Source organism: Desulfovibrio subterraneus (assembly GCF_013340285.1).
Taxonomy (GTDB): domain Bacteria; phylum Desulfobacterota; class Desulfovibrionia; order Desulfovibrionales; family Desulfovibrionaceae; genus Halodesulfovibrio; species Halodesulfovibrio subterraneus.
The window spans coordinates 178,210-194,956 of the sequence record NZ_BLVO01000005.1 but is presented as its reverse complement, the minus strand read 5'-3'; the positions used below and the strand labels follow the sequence as shown (position 1 = coordinate 194,956).

Here is a 16,747-nt window from a genome sequence, read left to right as displayed (position 1 = left end):
GCTTCGTATTTCCGAACCATAAACCGTCAAGGTATCCTTCGAAAACATTGAAACACAACGGCCCGCCGCAATGCCTGCTGCGCGGACAGAGGCTTTCGCTCCAGCCATGATTTCTATATATCTTGCTCTTCGTCCTGACAGGGCAGCCTGCGGCACAGCGACGGGATCAGCAGCAGAAAGCACACCTGCGCACGACTATCCCCGATCAGGAACACTGCCCCCTCAAAACCATTCACACCAGAATCAAACAATGCCGACCAACCACAATACAGACGATATCTTCCTGCAAACTGACAGGCTGGTTCTCAGAAGAATGGCTCTCATGGATTTTGGCGAGTTAGCATCCATACTTCAAGACCCTGACGTTATGTACGCATGGGAATACTCTTTCAGCGATGACGATGTCATGGAATGGATGAATAAGTGTATTCATTTATATACCACCAAAAACCTTGGTTATTTCTTAGTTTCCGACAAAACCACCCATGAAGTTCTGGGGCAGGCTGCACTGTTGCCAACGACCATTAATGGCTCGGAATATCATGAAATAGGCTATATATTCAAAAAGAAGCACTGGCATAAGGGGTATGCTTTCGAGAGCGCACAAGTACTGCTCAACCATGCTTTTAACAGCCTGCATCTGGACTGCGTTGTATTTGAAATACGCCCCGAGAACATTGCATCACGAAAGGTCGCTGAATCGCTTGGAGCAAAGATAACCGGCTCATTTAGTAAAATGGTTAAATCCAAACCGATGCTGCACCTGATCTACACACTCACAAAATAGACACTCGGTCAGACAGAATCCTTATCTTGATTACCTTTCCGGCCGATTTACAGCGCATTCCCCAGTACTGCGAACGCAAAACCATCCCGTTCGTCAGGGCTCCGGCACAGAAATACAAAGCCCAGATGCAATACGCGTCAGGGCTTTTTTCTCTTCAGGGCTCATACGACACGGGAGCAGCATAGTGTCATCATGAAGCTTCGCGCTGCGCAAACGCTCTGCGCCACGCAGAGGGACTGCTGCCCACGTGCCGCCGGAAGCCATCGCGCAGCGCCGTGGCTGAACCAAAACCTGTTACAGCCGCTATCTGTTCCACAGACATACTGCCCGATTCAAGCAGAGCCTGCGCCCTGCGGATACGCGCTTTAGCAACCCACACCATGGGGGCATCGCCTGCCTGCTCCCTGAACCGGCGGTGCAGGGTGCGCGTGCTCATGCACACCTGTCCGGCCAGCCCTTCCAGCGACAACTCTTTATGCAGATTTTCCAGAATCCAGAGTTGCAGCTCGGCGAGACGGTCCTTTTCATGCGCGGGATACCGGCGGATAACCTGACAGTGCCCTGCTTCGCGCTCCAGCGGCATGACAAAGAAGTCGGCAATCCGCTCAGCGGCAGAGACGCCATAATCCTTTCTGATGATATGCAGGCACAGGTCCAACCCTGAAGCCAGCCCGGCCGAGGTGAGCACCTGCCCGTTGTCCACGAAAAGTACATCCGGCACCACCTGCACGGCCGGATACCGCTGCGCCAATGCCTGCGTAATTTCCCAATGACTCGTGGCCGAAAGCCCGTCCAGCACGCCGGATGCCGCAAGCAGGCAGGCCCCAGTGCATATGGAAGCGATTCTTATGCCCTTGGCCGCGGCCATGCGCAGCATGCGGAACAACGCTTCATCGTCCACACCGAATGGGTCATACACTCCCGGCACCATAATCGTGTCGCACAACAGGGCATGCTCATAAGAATGCACGGCGCGAATGGAGAACTCTCGGCTGCCGGCTGCATCCTCCGGTCCGCAGAAACACGTTTCATACGGTGCAAGGCCGTCTGCCAGCCGTACCAGCGGGAACACCTGATACGGGATGCTGATGTCGAAGGGAACAAAATCAGGAACCGCCAGAATGGCAACCTTGTGCGCATTACGGGATTTCGCCACGCCGGAGCCGTCGGCAGGATAGGCGGGATGTATGCCGTCGTTAGCAGAATGCTTATTCATGGCGTCATTTCTAATACCGGCAGGATATTCCGGCAATCACCAACCTCGCGTTTCCTTTGGTATTGGCGAATTTCTTTCGGTTAATGTCCTTCTCCCTGATTTCATGGTCACCCGCATGGGCGTATCTTGCTCCAATCGCAGCCGACAGCTTTCTGCCATCGGCAACAACCGTTGCCATTCATCCGGTCACCCTGTGCTTACCGTCTGCTGCAACCGCAACCCCATCAAGGAGACAACATGAACCGTCGTACCTTTTCCATAGCCTGCCTTGGTGCCATGGCCGCCCTTGCTGCCCCTGCCACCCGCGCCTTTTCCACGCAGACCGGTTCCGGAGAGCAGCCGTCCGCTTCACAGCAGGCAGGACGGATACCGGGCAAGCCGCACATCGCCTTTCTGCTCTATGAGGGCATGACCGCGCTGGACCTCATCGGTCCAGTGGAGGTGCTTGCCGGTGCCGAATTCTCCGTGGACTTTGTGGCGGCAGACCGTAATCCCGTGTTTGCCGAGAACCGGTCAGACAGGCGGCTGGGCCTTGTTCCCACGGCAACCTACGCTGACATTTCGAGCACGGATATTCTCTGCGTACCCGGCACAAGCAACCCGTATGTGCAGATCGCAAAGCACGACATGATCGAATGGGTTGCCGCAACGGGCGCGCAGGCGCAGTGGGTAACCAGCGTGTGCACAGGCTCATTCATCCTCGGTGCGGCGGGTCTGCTCAAAGGCTACAGGGCCACATCACACTGGAGCCTTGCCCCGCAGCTCGCCTATTTCGGCGCGGTGCCGGTTGCAGAGCGAGTTGTGCACGACCGCAACCGCGTGACAGGAGCAGGCGTCACCTCGGGTATAGACTTTGGCCTCACCCTGCTCTCACTGCTGTGCGACACCCAAACGGCCATGGCTAAGCAGCTTGTGCTTGAATATGATCCGCACCCGCCGTTCAACTGCGGCTCTCCCAGGGTGGCGGAACCCGAACTCGTCAAAACAGTGCAGGAACAATATGGTGGCTATCTCAAGCAGGTTGCCCCCGATGCAGCACAACTGCTGAAGGAACACGCCGCACGGCTGGGGGTAACACTCCCAGCAGCGTCGTAAAAAGCCTTATCAAGAACCTGCAAGCCCTGACGGTACACCGTCAGGGCTGTTTCGCATTGGGCGCACCCTTCGTGTAACGGGTATGGCGCGAATCGTGATACCCGATCGCCCCTTGTGGCGCGTGGTCCTTCCCGTAACAAACAATCTTTCGGCTAAACAGATGAACAGGCAGCCCGCTCCCTTGTCTTTCGTTCCAGCTTTCTTATGTATAGTGATGTTCTTCCGGGTTTCAGCCCCGATCCGGATCTGCCAGACTTACCTGGGTTGCCAGACCTGAAGCACTTGCCAGACCTGAAGCTCCTGCCAGACATGGCAGATTTCGCAGACCTGACGGATTTGGCAGTCAGGCCCGACATACTGGACAGGCCCGACATACTGGACAGGCCCGACATACCGGACGGGCCGGACGGGTAGGACGGGTAGGACTGATGACAGGTTGAACCGCCCTCCCCAACTCACTACCGTTCAAAGGAGTTCTTTTTTGGACATCGCCCTGCTCTTTGCCCTGATACTTCTCAATGGCGTTTTCGCCATGTCAGAAATAGCGCTTGTCACCGCCCGCAGAAGCCGCCTGCAAAAACTGGCTGACAACGGCGACAGTTCCGCCGCCACCGCTATCCGGCTCGGCGAAGAGCCCACCCAGTTTCTCTCCACGGTGCAGATCGGCATTACCGCCATTGGCATTCTCAACGGCATTGTCGGCGAGGCTGCGCTTGCCGGTCCTCTTGCAGAGCAACTCCGCAACCTGGGCATGGCACAGAAAACCAGCTCCATCGTGGCCACCACCACTGTTGTGGCGGGCATTACCTATTTTTCCATCGTAATCGGCGAACTGGTTCCCAAACGCTTTGCCCAGTCCAATGCCGAACGCATTGCCCGGCTCATGGCACGGCCCATTGCCCTGCTCGCGCTCCTTTCACGGCCTTTTGTGTGCCTGCTTTCCGTTTCCACCGACGGCCTTCTCAAGCTGCTGGGCAAACGGAATCACGACAGCGGCGACATAACCGAAGAAGATATCCACGCCATACTGGTGGAAGGCTCTGAATCGGGCATCATTGAAAAGCAGGAACACGAAATGCTCAAAAACGTGTTCCGGCTCGACGATCGTCATATTGCCTCGCTGATGACCCCCCGAAACGAGATTGTCTTTCTGGACATCGAACAGCCGTTTGAAGCACACCTGGACTTCCTTGTCGCTTCCAACCATAGCCGTTACCCCGTATGCCGGGGAAACCTGCATGAGGTACTCGGCGTCATTACGGCCAAGCGCCTGCTCAAGCAGCAGCTCAAAGGCGATCCCCCTGATACCATCACGGAATACCTGCAACCCGCAGTCTATGTTCCGGAATCTCTCACCGGCATGAAGCTGCTGGAACAGTTCCGCGAATCCGGCGTGCAGATGGTCTTTGTCGTGGATGAATACGGCGATATTCTTGGCCTTATCACCCTGCAGGACCTGCTGGAAGCGCTGGCAGGCGAGTTCAGACCCCGTGACCCCGAAGACGTGTGGGCCGTGCAGCGTGAAGACGGCTCCCTGCTGCTGGACGGCATGATTCCCGTATCCGATCTCAAGGACCGCCTTGGCCTCAAATCTGTGCCGGAAGAAGGCAAGGGCCGCTTCCATACGCTGAACGGGATGATGATGTGGCTCTTCGGCCGGGTGCCACGCACGGCTGACAGCACGGAATGGCAGGGTTGGCGGCTTGAGGTGGTAGACCTTGACGGCAACCGAATAGACAAGGTCATGGCCAGCCGTCTGCCCGACCCTGCACACAGGCAGCCGGATACACACAACTAATTTCTTCCGCCTCTCCTGAAAACCTTAAGGGCTGCATCTGCCGATGCAGCCCTTTGTCATGCCCTGTGCATATCTGGCGGAACTATTCACCCTGCCCTTCTCTTTTCCCCGAACACCGGAGGGGGATACTACCTCAACAATAATCGGATACGCTTGACGCACAGTTTTCTATGCCATAATCAAAACGTGTTACTAAAAAATTAATTTTAGCACAGAGGATAGATATGACGCTGCGTGAAAACCTGTTGCGGAAAAGCATGCTGTCCACTCTCATGACCCTCAGCCTGCTGCTTGCCGCCAGTGTATGCGGGGCAAAGACCCCAGTAACGGATGCGCTCGGCAATCCGGTGACCGTAACCAATGCGCAGCATGTCATCTGTTCCGGCTCCGGCTGCCTGCGGCTGCTGGTCTATCTGCAGGCACAGGACCGCATTGTGGCCGTGGACGACATAGAAACCAGACGCCGCAGCTTTGACGCGCGCCCCTATGCTCTGGCCAATCCCCAGTTCAAGACCATGCCCATTTTCGGAGAGTTCCGCGGGCATGATAATTCCGAGCTTATTCTGGGGCTGCAACCCCAACCGCAGATCATCTTCAAAACCAACCCTGCGGCAGGATACGATGCGGGTGAGCTGCAGCAGAAAACCGGCATCACCGTTGTGCCTCTCGATTACGGCAACCTCACGGACAAACGGCAGACGCTCTATTCCTCGCTGCGCGTTATGGGCGAGGTGCTCGGCAAACAGCAGCGCGCAGAAGAAGTCATTGCCTTTTTCGAAGACCAGATTGCGCAACTGGCGAAACGCTGCGAGAGCATCAACACGGCGGATGCGCCATCCGTCTTTCTCGGCGGGGTGGCCTTCAAAGGCCCACACGGCTTTCAGTCCACCGAACCGGCATATCCGCCCTTCATGTTCGTGAAAACCCGCAACCTTGCGCTCGAATCCGGCAAAGTCGCTTCCACGACCACGCAGAATGCGAACATCTCAAAAGAAATGATCGTGGTGTGGAATCCGGACTACCTTTTCCTCGATCTCGCCACCCTGCAACTGGGTGAGGAAACCAGCGGCCTGCACGAACTGCAGACAGACCCTGCCTATGCAACCCTGCACGCCGTGAAACGCGACGCGGCGTACGGCGTGCTGCCCTACAACTGGTACACCCAGAACTTCGGCTCCATTCTGGCCAACGCCTGGTACACAGGTACGCTTCTCTATCCCGATGCCTTTGCTGACATAGACCCCGCCGTGCAGGCAGACCGCATTTACACGTTCCTCGTGGGCAAGCCGGTCTTTGCGGAAATGAACGCCATGTTCGGCGGGCTGGCCTTCTCGCCCCTGCCTCTGAGGTAGCCCATGCACCTTGAAGACGGGCAGGCACCGGCATCCTATCGCCGCTACCTGTGCATGAAGCTGCTGTTCATGCTGGCTACCTGCTGTGCGCTGGCACTGGGCATTGTTTTTTCCATCGCCTCGGGGGCGGCCAGCATCCCCGTAGCCGAAGTGATCAGAAGTCTTGCGGGACTGGAGGTCAGCAGGCAGGTGCAGGCCATTGTGTGGAACATACGCCTGCCCCAGATTCTCACAGCCATCGTGGCCGGAGCAGGGCTTTCCGTCTCCGGCGCGGCCATGCAATCCATTCTGCGCAACCCGCTCGGCTCGCCGTTCACCCTCGGCATATCCCACGCGGCGGCCTTCGGTGCCGCCTTCAGCGTCATGATTCTCTCTGCAGGCACAATGACATCATCCGCCGTGGGTGCGGTTTCCATAACGCATCCGGCCATCACCACCGGCTGTGCTCTTGGCTGCAGCCTGTTGGCGGCGGGCGTTATCATTCTCATATCCCGCACGCGGGGTGCCACGCCCGAAGTGATGGTGCTCTCCGGCGTTACTCTCGGCGCCCTGTTCACGGCGGCCACCATGTTCCTGCAATACTTTGCGGACGATGTGCAGCTTGCGGCCATGGTGTTCTGGACCTTCGGCGATGTGGCCCGGGCGTCATGGAAAGAGCTTGGCATCATCGCAATGGCAACGGGCGGCTGCACCCTGTTCTTTCTTGCGAACAGCTGGAACTACAACGCCATCGATGCAGGTGACGAAACAGCACGCGGCCTTGGAGTGCGGGTGGATGCCGTGCGCATGCTCGGCATGTTCATGGCATCGCTGCTCACCTCCGTCATCATCGCGTTTCTGGGCATAATCGGCTTTGTGGGCCTTGTAGTGCCCCATCTGGTGCGTCGCGCCATAGGAGCAGACCACCGTTTCCTGCTGCCCGCATCGGCACTTGCCGGTGGCTTGCTGCTTCTGGTGTCCGACACGGCGGCACGGCTCCTCTTTGCGCCGCAGGTGCTCCCTGTTTCCGTGCTTACGGCCTTCATGGGCGCACCGGTTCTCATCTACCTCATCATACGGGGGACAAGACGATGATTCTCAACGTGCATGGACTGCTGTTCCAGTACAACAGCCATCCGGTGCTGGATGATGTCCGATTCGAGGTAAAACGCGGCGAACTGTTGGCCATTCTCGGCCCCAACGGCGTGGGCAAGACTACCCTGCTCAAATGCATCAACGCCATTCATCGGCCCGCAGCGGGCAGCGTGCAGGTGGAAGATCTCAACGTGCTCGCCTGCACCCCGCTCAAGATAGCGCAAAAAGTGGGCTACGTGGCCCAGCGCAACGAGGTTTCACGGCTCACCGTGTTCGACGCCGTGCTCATGGGCCGCAAACCGCACATACGATGGGGAACAGGTGAGCGAGACCTGTGCATGACGGATGCGGTGCTCAGACAACTGGGCCTGAAGCACATGGAACTGCGCTTCATAGACCAGTTGAGCGGTGGCGAGCTGCAAAAGGTGGCCATTGCCCGTGCGCTGGTACAGGAGCCGCGCCTTCTGCTGCTCGACGAGCCCACCAGCGCACTGGATATGCGGAACCAGATGGAGATAATGACCCTACTCAAACATATCGTGGACAGCCATGGCCTTGCCGCCGTGATGACCATGCACGATCTCAACACGGCCCTGCGGTTCGCCCACAAATACCTTTTTCTGAAAGACGGCAAGGTGTTCGCAGCCGGAAATACCACCGAGCTATGCGGCAGCCTTGTGGAAGAGGTATACGGCCTGCCCGTGGAAATTCATCAACTCAACGGCTACCCGTTTGTGGTGCCCATGCACATGGAGGAACCTGCCCATGCCCGCCACCTTTAGTGAAGAACGCATCCGGAAGGTTATCGACTTCCACGGACACAGCTGTCCGGGACTCAGCATAGGCATCCGTGCGGCAGAACTGGCCCGCCTGCGCTGGCCGGACGCGCGCGACAGCGACCTTGTTGCCGTGGTTGAAACGGACATGTGCGGGGTGGACGCCATCCAGCACCTGCTAGGCTGCACCTACGGCAAGGGCAACCTCATCCACCGCGATTACGGCAAAATGGCATTTTCCTTTTACAACCGCCCTGCCCAAGAGGGCTTTCGTGCCCTGCTGCGCCCCGAGGCACGCGGAAACACGGCCCGCATGGGCGAACTGATGGGCAAAGTGCTCAAGGGTGTTGCCACGGCGGAAGAGAAAAAAGAATCGGAAGAACTGCGCAGCAATCAGCAGGCCTATCTCATGAGCGAAGCGCTGCAAAACCTCTTCGATGTGCAGGAGCTGGAAACCCCGCCCCCGAGTCCGGCATGCATACTGGCCAGCCTGTGCTGCGGCAAATGCGGCGAGATGACCATGGAATCGCGCACCAGACGCTTTGCCGGACAGACCCTGTGCATACCCTGCTTTGAAACCATGGAGCAGAAGCGCTGATTAGCTGCCGTCAGGTGCCCATTCTGAACCATCGCAGCCCTACCACCTGAGTGACAGAGCTGTTCAGACTACTGACAAAGTCATTTCTGGTATAATTTGGCTCCGCCGGGCAGGAACCTAACGTTCCTGCACCTCGTATAAGCGATGCAAATCCGTTTTTGAACTTCAGTCCCGGCTTAACGGGAATGTGGGTTTACTGAAAACGAAGTTTTGTCATCAACCATCACAGCCCTGCCACCTGAGTGACAGGGCTGTTTCCATTGCTTCCTATAAGAATCATACGGCCCGCTGCCGAGGCGCAACCAAATTTTTCTCCGCATCGCAAAATAGGTCTTGCAATTGAAATTGAATTTCAATATCAAGTCACAATCATGAACGGGAACACTCCCGCAACCTGCAACCAAAGGATATGACCATGCCCAAGGCTCTTATCGTGTTCGGTTCCACCACAGGCAATACGGAAACCACGGCCCGCTATATTGCAGACACCGCTTCCCGCAAGGGGTTTGAGGTTGAAATGAAAAATGCGGCAGACGTTCCTGCCGTGGCGCTTGGTGGCGACTACGATCTCGTGCTGCTCGGTTGCTCCACATGGGGCGACGAGGAAATCGAACTGCAGGATGACTTCATCCCCCTGTACGACGAACTTGAAAACAGCGGCCTTGGCGGCAAAAAGGTTGCCGTGTTCGGATGCGGCGATTCCTCATACACCTATTTCTGCGGCGCAGTGGATGCCATTGAAGAAAAGCTGGAAGCCCTTGGCGCAGACATTGTCACGGACGGCCTCAAGATTGACGGCGATCCTGACAAGGGAGACGTTGTTGCGTGGGCTGAGGAAGTACTCGGCAAGATGTAGGCACGGTGCCGATGCGGGGGAAGTGGCGGATCTCGCCACGACTATCTCCACGGACATCACCAGCTGGCAATAGTGCATCAACATGAATATGCTGACACGCGCTTCAAGCACACACTGCATCCATATATAGATGCCATCCGGCAAAAAACGGGCCGCCTTTACCAGGGCGGCCCTTTTCTTGTATTGTAACTGGCCCCCTGCATTCCCGCTGTCTGAACTGTGGAGCCAGCCGGTATCTGAACAGTATCTGGCAGAGATTTGACCGGCATCTGGCCAGTCCTTGCCTGCTGCCTCACGGTTGCCTGACGGTTTCCAAACCGGAACCGCCGATTTCCAGACGGAAGCCTCGCCAAAGGATTTCATTGACACCTTTCCACCATAAGGCAATGCTGAATACTGGAGTTCCCATATCCGGTCTCCTCAATAGATATCCCTGTCGGCCCCATGCCCCTCTATCGGCAACCCCCAACCGGCCCGCCAAGTGCCATGAGAGTATGCCATGTCCAGATTCAACCACACTGCCAAAGCGCACACCGTTGCCCTTTCGTCATCTTTCACGCGGCACCTGCTGCAGCTTGCCATGCTGGGCATGGCCTTTGTACTGCTGGCCGCCCTGCCCGTGCGCGCCGCCGAATACAAAGACATATCCGAAGTATGGTCAGGTGCCGAGGCACCCGCACCTCCCCCCTTGCAGTCCGTGTCTGTGGACCACACCACAACAGCTCTGCTCATACTGGATATTGAAGAGCGCACCTGCAACGCAGACCGCCGGCCACGCTGTCTTGAAACCGTGCCGCGCATAGCCGCCTTGATGGACAAGGCCCGCAAGGCCGGAATGCCCGTTGTCTACAGCCTCACCACCAAAGGCACGCGCGAAACCATCCTGCCGCCCGTTACTCCGGAAAATGGCGACCCCATCGTGCAGGCAAGCGTGGACAAGTTTCTGAACACTCCCTTGCAGACCATTCTTGAAGACCTGCGGGTTAACGCCGTCATCATCACCGGCACCGCAGCCCACGGGGCGGTATTGCACACGGCCACGGGTGCGGCCCAGCGTGGATTGCAGGTCATATTGCCGGTGGACGGCCTTTCCGCCTCTTCGCTCTACATAGAACAGGCCGCAGTGTGGCTGCTGCACACAGGCCCGGCAACAGCCCAGAGAACAGTGCTGACGCGCACCGCTGACATCAGCATAGAATAATTTTTCAGAAACCGTCACAAAGGTGTCGCAATCCTGTTGACAGCGGAACGGACTCCATATAAACAGTGCTCCTTCACGGACGGTTAGCTCAGCTGGTAGAGCATCGCCTTCACACGGCGGGGGTCACAGGTTCAAGCCCTGCACCGTCCACCACAAACGGAGCGGTAGTTAAGTCGGTTATAACGCCGGCCTGTCACGCCGGAGGCCGCGGGTTCGAGTCCCGTCCGCTCCGCCACGGTAGTCAAGGGGCCGCATCGCAAGATGCGGCCCTTTACTTTTATCCGCTGCCGGGCGGTCAGGAATTGCAGAAACCTGCCGTGCCGTCAGCATCCGGCCCCTGCCACCGCGTGCGCAGACGGCAACCGGCTCCCTGCCAGCAGGACAGGCCGCATGAACCGAAGATTGCTTGTCCTTATCGCAATATCGCGTCAGGATGCGGCCAACAGGCCTTTTTCGATACACGCCTCCGGAACTGAGAGGCAAAACTACAGGTTGGAAGCTCATGGATAACATCCCCAATTGCCCGCAGTGCAACTCCGCATACATGTACTCCGACGGCAACATGATCATCTGCCCGGAATGCGGTTTTGAAATGAAGCCCGGCGAAACCGGGGAACGTGTCTACAAGGATGCCAACGGCAACGTGCTGGTGGATGGCGACACCGTCATCATCATTCAGGATCTGAAGGTCAAGGGCGCTGCCTCCGCCATCAAGAAGGGCACCAAGGTCAAGGGCATCAAGCTCGTCGAACCCGAAGACGGCGTGCACGACATTTCCTGCAAGATTCCCGGCTTCGGCGCAATGATGCTGAAGACCTCCGTGGTCAAGAAAGGCTGATTTTCCGGAGACCAATAAAGCCCACCCCGGCAACACAGCTGCACAAAGCTAATCTCCGACGACCTTCAAGCCGTGAACTCAAGAACGAAGACCGCATTAAACAATAGGGTCTTATTCAATTATCAAGCGTGATACATGGCAATACTTAACCCCGTGCTCTTCCGCATCCCCGGACCGGAATCATGCTCACAACGCAATTAAACAAAAAGGGCCGCTTTTGCGGCCCCTTTTGTTATCCTCTTTCCGGAATCCCCTCCAGAAACTCAAGCGTATCCACCTGCGGTGCTCCCGCCAGCATCGGCTGCACTTTTTCCATCAGGACAGCAAAGTGTGAAGACGCCAGATGCAAATCCATAGCAGCCTTGTCAGCATATTTCTCGTAAAAGAAAAACGTATCATTACGTTCCAGAGAACGATGCAGGCGGTATTCCAACGCACCCTGTTCAGCTGTAGTCGGCCCCATCATTCCGCGAAAGGCTGCTTCTAGTTCATAACTCTTGCCATGTATTGCTTGAAACGTCGCTATGAGAATTATCATTCGCTACCTCCATGAAAGTTATTGTTTATCATGGAGCGTCTCTAAACCCCGCCGGCCGACTCGTATTGTAAAAATGCGTCATGCGAGGCGTAACTGGCAAAAATTCTGATGGCCGCATTGAAGCGAACATCCTGAAATCGCGGATGCAATGCGACTGATCATAATATCCGTGCTGCAGGGCGACTTCAAGAAGAGACTCCGCTTCATTCAGCAACAAAGAGCGCACCGCATGGTGAAAACGCGATATCTTGATGAATTGCCTGGGTCCCATCCCCATATCTTCCTGAAATCTCCGCTGGAACTGGCGTATCCCTACTCCGGCAAGAGCCAGCGCGGAATCTACGATCCCCTCGGCATATCCATAATATAGTTGCTGGGCAGCAGCAAAAATTCGCTCATCCCACTCACCGGCCCTGGCCGTGAAGCATTCCAGCAGAAATGCCTCCACCAACGCAACTCTGGAAAAAAAGTCTCCAGCCTCGGCAATGCGCAATTCCATGTCACCCAAAGCTACGCCAAACAGATCTCGGGCATCTGTAAACCCGTCTGTCAGATGTCCGGCCGGTGTCGGACAAAAGCGGTTAAACGCGCCCGAACGCAACCGCACAGACAGAAATCCCGTATGCTCTGCCGGAAACAGTTCCGCCGATGTTTCTCTGAGGCACATAACATGTGCCGGAGCGGCTTGTCGTAACTCTCCCGCTCCAAGCCGGTAATTGAATGGTGGGCCGTAATGAAAAATCAATTCCATCCCGGTTCCGGGAAAGAATCGTGGCTGCAGGGTAGATTGGCTGGAACCAGCTTCCCATGTCCAGTATCTGTCCACAAAAGGACGCAGTGCCGGACAAGGAAAGGCCTGTTCACCACGCCGAGATGCAGACTCTGAGCCTGTCGGGCACGGCGCGGAAGAATCCTTACGGAGTATCATGGCGTGCGAGTTACTGCATGAACCCCGTCCCGGCAAGAGGGACGTTGCCCCTCTGCATGCGGCTCTTCACATATGCGGCACTCTGAGCTACTGATACCCGGCGCATGCGGGATTTACTTTTTCCGCCGGCGCCGGACTCTTTTCTGAAACTGCACGGAGGCTGCCAGTGACCACTCTTTCCGATACTGCCATACGTGAGCAGGTAGAAAACCAGCTTGCTCTGTACCCCTGCACCTATGATTTCGCCGCCATAAGAGCTTTTCTGATGGGTGAAACGGTTGCCCCTGCGGAAATCAATCCGGTAGCCCTCTTCACCATCTTCTGGGAAGAACAGCCCGCCTTTGCGGATAAGGCTGCATCGCAGACATTTTACGGAGCCTTCACCGCGTTCTGGCATCGCCTTGGCGAGCACACCAAGAAGAAATCCCCCTTCCGCCTCACGAGGCTGGATGTACCCACCACAGGGGCGCAGCTTGAACACTACCTGAACGTGCGCGGCGGCGAGATCAACTCGCTGCATGCAGGCTTTCTGCAGGGCAAGGATTCGTCCGAACTCACCGACGAGGCATGCGGACTTGTGGCCATTCTCTCGGCCTGCTCCTTTGTCATCCAGCGCCTCTGGGGCGAAGTGTACGTCGGTACGGAATCGGACCAGCTCGACAAGGATGTGGTGAATCAGATCAAGCGGTTCGAGAGCAACGTGAACAAGGATGTGGCCAATTTCGTATGGAAGGCCGCCCGCCTGCAGCAGGCAGGACGCATTCTGCGCTAACCGCTCTGCCGCACGGAAAACCCGCATATGCTTTTCCCGCTAACCATAGACCTGCCGCACGGCGCCGCACCGGATGCATCGCACCCGCTGTATGATGCCGCTGTCACCACGCGCGGCCTGTGCCCGCGTTGCGGAAGGGAACATACCCTGCCCGCAGGCGTGGCGCGTGCCGAATGCGCATCGCTCATGCGCCTTCTTGAGCAGCATGGGCGCATAGACATGCAGGCACCGGACGATGCCGCCGATCCGCATTTCTCGCTGGACTATCTGCACGGCGTGGCACGGGGCCAGATGTTCGGCGTGCTGGTTGTCCGCACACAGGACGGTGGCTATGGCACGCTGCGCGCTTTTTCCGCCCAGTACAACCGGGTGTGGCATGTGGCTGGCTGGGTTCCGCCGCTCATAGATATTGCGGCCTTTGACGCGCAGGTTGCCAAGGATGACCCCGTCATCAACGCGCTGGGCAGACGCATACGGGAACTGGATGCGGCCATTGCCGATGAGCGCGACGCGGCTGAGCAGGCACCACAAGGCATCCCCGACACTACAGCCCCTGTAGTCACGGCAGGCACTGGCCCCATGTCTGTTGACGAAGCCCCTGCCCCGACACGGATCGACCTGCTCATGCGTGAACGCGCCGCCCTCGTTGACGAGCGCAAGGGCCTTTCGCAGCGTTCCATGCGGGCCATCCACGAATTGTACCGCGTGCACAGCTTCGGCAACAGGGCGGACAGGGCGGCCTCGCTGTTCGAGATTTTCCCCGCAGGGCGCGGTGTTCCCACCGGCACGGGCGACTGCTGCGCCCCCAAGCTGCTGCAATATGCCATTCTGCACAACATGACTCCGCTGGGGCTGGCCGAATTCTACTGGGGGCGTGAAAGCCGCTCGGGCGCACGCCAACACGGGGAGTTCTACCCATCCTGTCAGGACAAGTGCTACCCCATTCTCGGCTATATGCTCTGCGGGCTTGAAGAACGGGCGGTAACCGGATAAACCCCGCTTCCCTGCCCTGAAACAGCACCCGAATGCAAAGGACACCCTGTGGAAATACTGTACAGCGACGAACATATCGTAGTGGTCAACAAGCCCGGCGGCCTGCTTTCCGTCCCCGGCGTGGGACCGCACAAGCAGGATTGCGCCATGAACCGCGTGCGTGCGCTGTTTCCCGAGAGTGTCGAGATTCCCGTTGTGCACCGGCTCGATCAGGCCACAGCCGGCCTGCTGGTATTCGGCATTTCGGCCTTCGCGCAGCGCGAGCTTTCCATCCAGTTTGCCAAACGCCGTGTGGACAAGCGCTACATCGCCGTACTGGAAGGCGACGTGCGTGGTGATTCCGGCGAAATAACCCTGCCCACACGACTGGACATCTTCAACCGCCCCTATCAGATATATGATCCCATCCACGGCAAGATCGGCATCACCGAATGGGGCGTGCTGGAACGCAGACGGGGCCGCACGCGTGTGGAATTCATCCCCATAACCGGCCGCACCCACCAGCTGCGGTTTCATGCCGCGCATAAGTTCGGGCTGGGCTGCCCCATCGTGGGCGATTTTCTCTACGGCAATGCCGAAGACGGCGACATGCTGCATCTGCATGCGGCCTATCTGCGCTTTTGCCATCCGGCAACGGAAGAAGAGATGGCCTTCTGCTCCGTACCCGAATTTTAGGGAACCGGAGCATGTGAGCATTGTGTCTTGGCGAGGATGCGCATCAGGTGCGCCCCCCGCACAGATCAACCGCAACCCGATAGCATAAAAAAGACTTCATGAAGGCGCTGATAGTCTATACAATCCAGCGACTAACTCATAAACAGGTAACCTTCATACAACCATGACCACCATCTGCCTTCTTGTCCGCAGTCCCTTTGACGATCCGGAAAACGGCGTTGAATTCGCCCGCGCAGCTCTGCGCATGGGGCTGGCTCCTCGTTTCGGGGCCATGGACACGCTGGGGCTGCGCAACGGCATGGTGGTGTGCGATACCTACGCGCCCTCGCTGACGAAATCCGGCGAACTGCACATTGCCCCCGAACCGCAGAACATGCCGCTGCGTGATTTCGACCACGTGCAAGTGCTCAGCTTCGGCAGGCGCGGAGCCTTTCTCGACAAGCTGCAACTGCTGCGCCTGCTCGCGGAAACCACCCCCGTGGCCAATTCCGTGGACGCGCTCATGCACCTGAACAGCAAGTACTACATGGCTGGCATGGGCGATGTATTCCGCTATCCGGAAACCTACGCCTCATGCGACGCGGACTACCTGTGGTCCGTGGTTGCCTCTCCCGATGCGCCTGCGGACGAGAAATGGATTGTCAAACCCCCGGCGGAAGCCTTCGGCCGTGATGTGTTTCTCATTTCCCGCACGGACACCAACGCACGGGCCATTCTGCATAACATGACCGGCAACGGCGAAGGCCGCTACTGCCTGCTGCAGCGCTATGTGCCGGAAATACGGCAGGGCGAGGTGCGCGTGCTCATGGCTGCGGGCAAGGTGGTGGGTCAGTACAGACGCAAGGCCGTGCACGACCACCGTACCAATCTGGCGCAGGGGGCCAGCAGCGAACCATATTCCCTCACGGCGGATGAAGCTGCCCTGTGCGCACGGCTCGGCACATGGCTCATGGAGAGGGGGGTATCCTTCGCGGGCATCGACCTTGTCTTCCCCTACGTCATTGAATTCAATGTGCTCAGCCCCGGCGGCATACGCACCATCCGCGATCTTACCGGCACGGATCTGGCTGAAACCGTGCTCGGCCACATTCTCTGGCATTAATCCGCCTTTCCCTTCCTTTTTATCTCTTTCCCCAAGATTTTTTTCACCTTCCTCCGGGTGCGAATCATTTCCTACCGGAGTCGTACATAACCCTTCCCGCGCCTTGCTTCTTGAACAGTTAGGCGCATCCGGACTGGTCATCTGACCA

At 57.5% G+C, this 16,747-nt stretch carries 17 protein-coding genes and 2 tRNA genes; 16 read left to right on the top strand and 3 right to left on the bottom strand.

Annotated elements, in window-relative coordinates:
- Window positions 1–106: 106 nt before the first annotated feature.
- Entirely contained in the window at window positions 107–787 is a 681-nt protein-coding gene (locus HUV30_RS03880; RefSeq protein ID WP_174404121.1) for a GNAT family N-acetyltransferase, read from the top strand.
- 190 nt (window positions 788–977) lie between these two features.
- On the opposite strand, the gene HUV30_RS03875 is transcribed toward HUV30_RS03880, so the two are convergent.
- On the bottom strand, window positions 978–2,003 hold the full coding sequence (locus tag HUV30_RS03875; RefSeq protein ID WP_174404120.1) for a GlxA family transcriptional regulator: 1,026 nt from the start codon (window positions 2,001–2,003) through the stop codon (window positions 978–980).
- 237 nt (window positions 2,004–2,240) lie between these two features.
- Between HUV30_RS03875 and HUV30_RS03870 the strand changes: the two genes are divergently transcribed.
- The 11 genes from HUV30_RS03870 (at window position 2,241) to HUV30_RS03820 (ending at window position 11,591) form a co-directional block, all read left to right on the top strand.
- Complete coding sequence (locus HUV30_RS03870; protein WP_174404119.1) at window positions 2,241–3,098, top strand: DJ-1/PfpI family protein; 858 nt, start codon at window positions 2,241–2,243, stop codon at window positions 3,096–3,098.
- Window positions 3,099–3,579: 481 nt separating this feature from the next.
- A complete protein-coding gene (locus HUV30_RS03865) occupies window positions 3,580–4,896 on the top strand; it encodes a hemolysin family protein (RefSeq protein WP_174404118.1) in 1,317 nt (438 codons plus the stop codon).
- Window positions 4,897–5,120: 224 nt separating this feature from the next.
- Window positions 5,121–6,248, top strand: coding sequence for an ABC transporter substrate-binding protein (locus tag HUV30_RS03860; RefSeq protein ID WP_243452060.1), 1,128 nt, complete (start codon window positions 5,121–5,123; stop codon window positions 6,246–6,248).
- 3 nt (window positions 6,249–6,251) lie between these two features.
- Window positions 6,252–7,322 (top strand): FecCD family ABC transporter permease, encoded by a 1,071-nt coding sequence (locus HUV30_RS03855; RefSeq protein ID WP_174404117.1) that lies wholly within the window; start codon window positions 6,252–6,254, stop codon window positions 7,320–7,322.
- The gene (locus HUV30_RS03850) at window positions 7,319–8,104 is read left to right on the top strand and encodes an ABC transporter ATP-binding protein (RefSeq protein WP_174404116.1); all 786 of its coding nucleotides are present in this window, start codon (window positions 7,319–7,321) and stop codon (window positions 8,102–8,104) included. The genes HUV30_RS03855 and HUV30_RS03850 overlap by 4 nt, the downstream gene beginning before the upstream one ends.
- On the top strand, window positions 8,088–8,696 hold the full coding sequence (locus HUV30_RS03845) for an FmdE family protein (protein ID WP_174404115.1): 609 nt from the start codon (window positions 8,088–8,090) through the stop codon (window positions 8,694–8,696). The genes HUV30_RS03850 and HUV30_RS03845 overlap by 17 nt, the downstream gene beginning before the upstream one ends.
- A gap of 415 nt (window positions 8,697–9,111) precedes the next feature.
- A complete protein-coding gene (locus HUV30_RS03840; protein WP_174404114.1) occupies window positions 9,112–9,552 on the top strand; it encodes a flavodoxin in 441 nt (146 codons plus the stop codon).
- Between the two features lie 499 nt (window positions 9,553–10,051).
- Complete coding sequence (locus tag HUV30_RS03835) at window positions 10,052–10,753, top strand: isochorismatase family protein (protein ID WP_243452059.1); 702 nt, start codon at window positions 10,052–10,054, stop codon at window positions 10,751–10,753.
- A gap of 77 nt (window positions 10,754–10,830) precedes the next feature.
- Window positions 10,831–10,906 (top strand) — tRNA-Val (locus tag HUV30_RS03830).
- 5 nt (window positions 10,907–10,911) lie between these two features.
- Window positions 10,912–10,988, top strand: a tRNA-Asp gene (locus HUV30_RS03825).
- A gap of 267 nt (window positions 10,989–11,255) precedes the next feature.
- On the top strand, window positions 11,256–11,591 hold the full coding sequence (locus tag HUV30_RS03820) for a zinc ribbon domain-containing protein YjdM (RefSeq protein ID WP_174404113.1): 336 nt from the start codon (window positions 11,256–11,258) through the stop codon (window positions 11,589–11,591).
- Window positions 11,592–11,823: 232 nt separating this feature from the next.
- Here the strand turns inward: HUV30_RS03820 and HUV30_RS03815 are convergent, their stop codons facing one another.
- Entirely contained in the window at window positions 11,824–12,129 is a 306-nt protein-coding gene (locus HUV30_RS03815; protein ID WP_174404112.1) for a putative quinol monooxygenase, read from the bottom strand.
- A 28-nt stretch (window positions 12,130–12,157) separates the two neighbouring features.
- Window positions 12,158–13,057, bottom strand: coding sequence for a helix-turn-helix domain-containing protein (locus tag HUV30_RS03810; protein WP_308480937.1), 900 nt, complete (start codon window positions 13,055–13,057; stop codon window positions 12,158–12,160).
- Between the two features lie 166 nt (window positions 13,058–13,223).
- Here HUV30_RS03810 and HUV30_RS03805 point away from each other — a divergent pair, with 166 nt between their 5' ends.
- The 4 genes from HUV30_RS03805 (at window position 13,224) to HUV30_RS03790 (ending at window position 16,599) form a co-directional block, all read left to right on the top strand.
- The gene (locus tag HUV30_RS03805; RefSeq protein ID WP_174404110.1) at window positions 13,224–13,829 is read left to right on the top strand and encodes a hypothetical protein; all 606 of its coding nucleotides are present in this window, start codon (window positions 13,224–13,226) and stop codon (window positions 13,827–13,829) included.
- 27 nt (window positions 13,830–13,856) lie between these two features.
- Window positions 13,857–14,822, top strand: coding sequence for a hypothetical protein (locus HUV30_RS03800; RefSeq protein WP_174404109.1), 966 nt, complete (start codon window positions 13,857–13,859; stop codon window positions 14,820–14,822).
- Window positions 14,823–14,870: 48 nt separating this feature from the next.
- Window positions 14,871–15,497: an RluA family pseudouridine synthase gene (locus HUV30_RS03795; RefSeq protein WP_174404108.1), complete on the top strand. Its 627-nt coding sequence runs from the start codon at window positions 14,871–14,873 to the stop codon at window positions 15,495–15,497.
- A gap of 163 nt (window positions 15,498–15,660) precedes the next feature.
- Window positions 15,661–16,599, top strand: a complete 939-nt coding sequence (locus tag HUV30_RS03790) for an ATP-grasp domain-containing protein (protein ID WP_174404107.1) — start codon at window positions 15,661–15,663, stop codon at window positions 16,597–16,599.
- The last annotated feature ends 148 nt before the right edge of the window (window positions 16,600–16,747 follow it).